Raw genomic sequence first — 5223 nt, forward strand, 5'->3', positions numbered from 1 at the left:
CCAAAACCTAACGAAAGAGCATATTGGACCCTAAACGGCCCTCGAGCGACCACGTGTCTAGAGGAACCATTATGTCTCGCGTTAGCCAAGTACTCGCATCCATCTCAGACCCCTCCCTCAAGGCGGTCATCCAAGAAGAGGCCTACAAATCCATCCGGACCACACTCCAAGCCGCCAAACATCTCAACCCCTACGCTCATCCATCAGAGACTGCCGAGTTTCTAGAGCGCCAGGGCATCATTTCAGACCCATACGCCGTCGCGGCCCACACCCATGCAGCAGCCAAGTGCTTGGAGCTGGACCTGTACGCGAGCGTATCGCACTACATGCCCAAGGAGAACCCCGTAACATTCCTCTTCATGAAACGGGCGAAACTCCAATACTTCCGAAGAGGAACCCAACAAGGAGACGTCTTTGTCAACACCCTCTTCGAGCCCAAAGATGCTGCCCGATACCCACTAGACACGATCTGCAGCGCCATTCCCCCAATCCAAACACAGATGGCATTCATGGGAGACACGCTACACTTCCTGGAGCCAGCGTTCCTCACAGACCTCTTCGACCGCTCCCCGCACCTAAACACTCTCTATGCCACCATGGTGCTGCCACCAGAGGCAAAGCACAAACTCCGCTCCCTCCACCCCTTGGTCTACACATTGCAATACCTCAAAGACCACTTCATATACCTCCCCGGAGGACACGCCGGGGCCTCCTACTGCCACACGTATTCACAGCTTCAGTGGCTGGACGTAGGACACATCGTTTCACCGTCAGGGAACTGCATCACTGCCCAGCGGATCGAAACCAAAGCGGCGAACCACCTCTTCGTGTTCATTAGAGGACGCCTCAACACCCCCCCCATGAGATCTTTTGCACCCATGCGGGCATACTGCACACTCCCCGCAATCTTCCTCCCCACAGAGTTTAACTCCCGGACGCCCTACACCAAAACCTTCCTCCAACAGATGTTTCTCTACCTGAAGAGCATCAAGAAGCCCACTGAGACCGACCTGTACGCCAAGTTCAGGCAGCTGACGAAGACTGATGACCTCCAAGAACTGGACCCAAAGGAGATCACACTAGTGGTGAATTACTTCCTCCTCATCTCGAGGCTCGATTCAGTCACTTGCTTCGATGACATTCTCTCAGGGTCGGCACTCCGAAGGCTGCTCAAGCCCCTTATCTGTTGGATGGAGAAAATGAGACAGACCATCTTCGGCCGAGAGGAGTTCGTGAGACTCATGAAGGCCCTCGAGTGGACGGACATCACCTTCACCGAGCAAGTGATGGCCTACCACACGGGAAGCACATGGGAAAGATTTTTGGGAGGCAGCTTTAAAGCGCTCCCCCTCGGAAATGAGCTCGGTCCAGGCCTCCCCGAGGAGCTACGGGCAGAAGTGGCAAGGTACTACGGCAACGCCCTCCTCACGGGACTGGACGAGACTGACCCCAAGGCCGAAGCCTTTGCTCTCCTCTGCAACAACCCCCACGGGACCACGCTCTTCGCCCCGCACACTACAGCCCCCGAGGAGGACATCACCCACCGAGTCTTGGCACTAAAAGTCCCGCACGGCTCCCCCCCCCCTGGGTTCGGAGGCCCCAGCAGTGCGGCCCAGCCAGAGCAGGAGAAGGAGGTGGCCAGACCCGCCATCCCGCCGGAGCAGGAGAAGCAGCCAGAAGGCCAAAAGATGATCACCCGGCCTGTCTCCACGCTTGAAGACGCCCTTCCCTGGAACAAGTGGACCCCGATCCTCCGGGGACTTGGGTTCCAGGCCCGAGAAATCCAAAGGAGCCCGCATGACAATTCAGTTATCATGCCAATCACGAACATCGTCAGCGGCCTCCCAATAAGTCAAATTCAGGGACACGAACTGGTTATGGGAGTCCTTGAGAAGCTCTCACGCAAACCGACCCCCTGGACCCCCTGCCCCCTCCGAGCCCGGTCCTACACCTCCGACATCAAGAACCACAGGACGGGAGCGCTTCTCCTCAAGGAAAGCGCCACCTGGAAAGAGACCCAAACCCTCAAAGCGGAGAGGTTGGAGAAAACAGTAGGGCTCTCTGTGATCCACGGATGCGGCGGCTCAGGCAAGTCCTTCGCTTTCCAGGAATTGCTGAGGCAACACCCGGATGTGGATCTCCAGGTAGTCCTGCCCACGAACGAGCTCCGGCTCGACTGGATGGCCAAAGCCCCGAAAGTAAGGCCAGAAAAGATCAAAACCTACGAGCGGGCGTTCACTGGAGTCTCGTCGCCGGTGGTCCTCTTCGACGACTACGGCAAACTGCCAGCCGGCTACATCGAAGCCTATGTGGCAGTGCAGACTAGAGTGGAACTCGTAATCCTCACGGGAGACGCGAGACAGAGCACCCACCATGAGAACAACGAGCAGGCCATGATCTCCCAACTCGCTCCTGCCACCGAAGTGTTCCAACCCCTCTGCCGCTACTACATCAATGCCACTCATCGGAACAAGAGGGACCTCGCCAACAAACTGGAGGTTTACTCCGAAAAGGAGGGGGAGACCAAGATAACCATGGGGTTCCAACCCATCAAGGACCTTCACCTCCTCGTGCCCTCTCTCCTAAAGAAGTCAGCCTACGGCGAGATGGGACACAAAGTCTCCACCTACGCGGGCTGTCAAGGCATTACCGCCCCAAAAATCCAAATACTGCTGGACAACGACACGGTCATGTGCTCCAAGGAGGTACTCTACACAGCGCTGTCCCGGGCGGTCCACTCCATACACTTCATCAACACAGGGCCAACGCACAGCTCCTTCTGGGAGAAACTTGAGGCCACACCCTACTTGAAAGCCTTCCTGAGCACGGTCAGAGAGGAGGCTATCGCGGCGCACCAGCTGCCGAACGCGGACCCCAGGCCAGACCCAGAGCCCAAGACGCACTTCCCAGTGGAAAACACATCGTGCGCGCTCGGGGCCTACATGGAAAAAGTGCCTGAAAAATTCGAACGGGAGATTTTCACGGAGGACCGGGGCCACACCAACTGCGTACAAACACAAAACCCCTTGGTCCAGCTCTTCCCCCACCAGCAGGCCAAGGACGAAGCTCTCCTCTGGGAAACAATCAAAGCTAGGCTGACAATTAGCAGCCCCGAAGCGAACTGGGAGGAGTTCTACAAGAAGAAGGACATCGGGGACATCCTCTGGCTGCACTACAAGAAGGCTATGACCCTTCCAGAGGAGCCACTTCCCTTCTCAGAGGATCTCTGGAGACTGTCCGCAGCCGAGGTGCAGAACACCTACCTCTCCAAGCCTATGAACATGCTCAAAAACGGCGAGAGGAGACAATCCCCGGACTTCGAAAAGCACCAAATCTTGCTCTTCCTCAAGTCACAGTGGGTGAAGAAGATGGAGAAGCTAGGCGGACCCAAAATCAAGGCCGGGCAAACCATAGCCTCATTCCAACAACACGCCGTCATGCTGTACGGAACAATGGCCAGGTACATGAGGAGGTTCCGTGAAGCTTTGGGCCCAAACCACATCAAGATCAACTGCGAGGCTACCCCAAAGGATCTTTCCCGCTTCATCCAAAACTACTGGGACTTCAAGCCAGCGTCCTACGCTAATGACTTCACCGCCTTCGACCAATCCCAGGACGGGGCAATGCTCCAGTTCGAGATCCTCAAAGCCAAACACTTCAACATCCCAGAGGAGATCATCCAAGGATACCTGGACATTAAGCTGAACGCAAAGATTTTCCTTGGAGTCTTAGGCATCATGAGACTTACAGGTGAGGGACCGACCTTCGACGCCAACACTGAGTGCAACATCGCCTACACGCACACGAGGTTTGACATCCCGCCAGGCACGGCACAACTCTATGCTGGAGATGACTCCGCGATCGCTTGCGTGCCACCCGAGAGACCCTCCTTCAAGCTGATCGCGAAATCACTTGCCCTGGAGGCCAAGCCCGTTTACGCCCCACAAGTCGCCGGGGCTTGGGCAGAGTTCTGCGGCTATCTTATTACGCCAAAGGGCCTCATCAAGGACCCGGCTAAACTCTTTGCCTCTCTCAAACTACTCCAAGCGACTTCGGGAAGCAAGAAAGAGCTCGTGGAGGCGGCAGGCAATTATGAGAGAGACGTCGGCCTGGCCTATGCCCTAAAGGACTCCCTGTACGAAATTCTCTCCCCAGAGCAAGCAGAACTCCACCAGGAAACGGTTAGAACCTTAGTTAAGCTGACTAAGGGGACCTACCTGGCCACTCTCGAATAGTGATGGACACCTTGGTGAGTGAGCTCCAAAGACTCGGATACACTAGGACCAACCTCCCCCTCTCCCGCCCCCTCGTCATCCACGCAGTAGCAGGCGCCGGAAAGTCCACCCTCCTCCGACACCTACTTACCCTCCCACAACCCTTCTACGTGCAGACCCACGGAATCCCTGACCCCCCCAACCTGAGCCAGAGATACATTCGACCGGCCAACGTTCCCCTCTCCAACCACTTCAACATCCTCGACGAGTACCCTGCGGTCCCAGTCAAAGGATCCTGGGACGCCCTCATCGCGGACCCCCTCCAACACCCAGAAAACTGCCTCCCCCCCCACTTCACCCGCAACGTAACCCACCGATTCGGCCCGGACACCTGCTCCCTCCTCTCCTCCCTCGGCATTGACATAGTTAGCGCCCCGGATTCGGAGCAGGACACCCTCACACTCAGCCCCATCTTCGAAGGCACTCTGCAAGGCCAGATCCTCGCGCTCGACACCGACTGCGCACGCCTCCTCGAGGCCCACGGCGTCCCGTTTCTGTGCCCCAGGAAGGTCCTCGGTTTGGAATTCCCCGTTGTCACGGTCGTCTCCCTCTCCCCATTGAAACAGCACCCCAGCCCCCAGGAGCTCTACATCGCTCTAACCCGCCATCGCAAGGAGCTCCATGTCCTCGCCCCTCCGCCTTACCCCTCCTCCCGATCCCACTAAAGCCCTCATCCCAGCAGTAGTCGGATTCTCGGTCGCGGCAGCCATCTTCCTTCTCACCCGCTCCACCCTTCCCCACACCGGCGACAACATCCACAGCCTCCCTCACGGGGGCCGCTACCGGGACGGCACCAAATCTGTGGACTACTGCTCACCCCACCGAGACCCCTTCAAACCCACCCAACTGCATGCCGCCCTCCTCGTCCTCGCACTCCTGGCCCTCATCCACCTCTCTGGCTGTCTTCACCGCCGCCCTCGTCCTGACATTCCTTGCTCTTGCCCTGCTC

At 57.5% G+C, this 5223-nt stretch carries 2 protein-coding genes; both read left to right on the forward strand.

Going from position 1 to position 5223, the window contains the following annotated elements; all coding sequences use genetic code 11:
• The first annotated feature begins 71 nt into the window (after positions 1 to 71).
• Complete coding sequence (locus H0H10_RS41645; RefSeq protein WP_188183154.1) at positions 72 to 4235, forward strand: hypothetical protein; 4164 nt, start codon at positions 72 to 74, stop codon at positions 4233 to 4235.
• A gap of 2 nt (positions 4236 to 4237) precedes the next feature.
• A complete protein-coding gene (locus H0H10_RS41650; protein ID WP_223180339.1) occupies positions 4238 to 4939 on the forward strand; it encodes a TGBp1 family protein in 702 nt (233 codons plus the stop codon).
• Positions 4940 to 5223 lie beyond the last annotated feature (284 nt).

It is taken from the genome of Streptomyces griseicoloratus, from assembly GCF_014534645.1.
GTDB lineage: Bacteria > Actinomycetota > Actinomycetes > Streptomycetales > Streptomycetaceae > Streptomyces > Streptomyces griseicoloratus.

What these genes read in the sequence shown, in the direction of transcription:
- H0H10_RS41645 (WP_188183154.1), top strand. Translation starts at nt 72, where the DNA reads ATGTCTCGCGTTAGCCAAGTACTCGCATCCATCTCAGACCCCTCCCTC.
- H0H10_RS41650 (WP_223180339.1), top strand. Translation starts at nt 4,238, where the DNA reads ATGGACACCTTGGTGAGTGAGCTCCAAAGACTCGGATACACTAGGACC.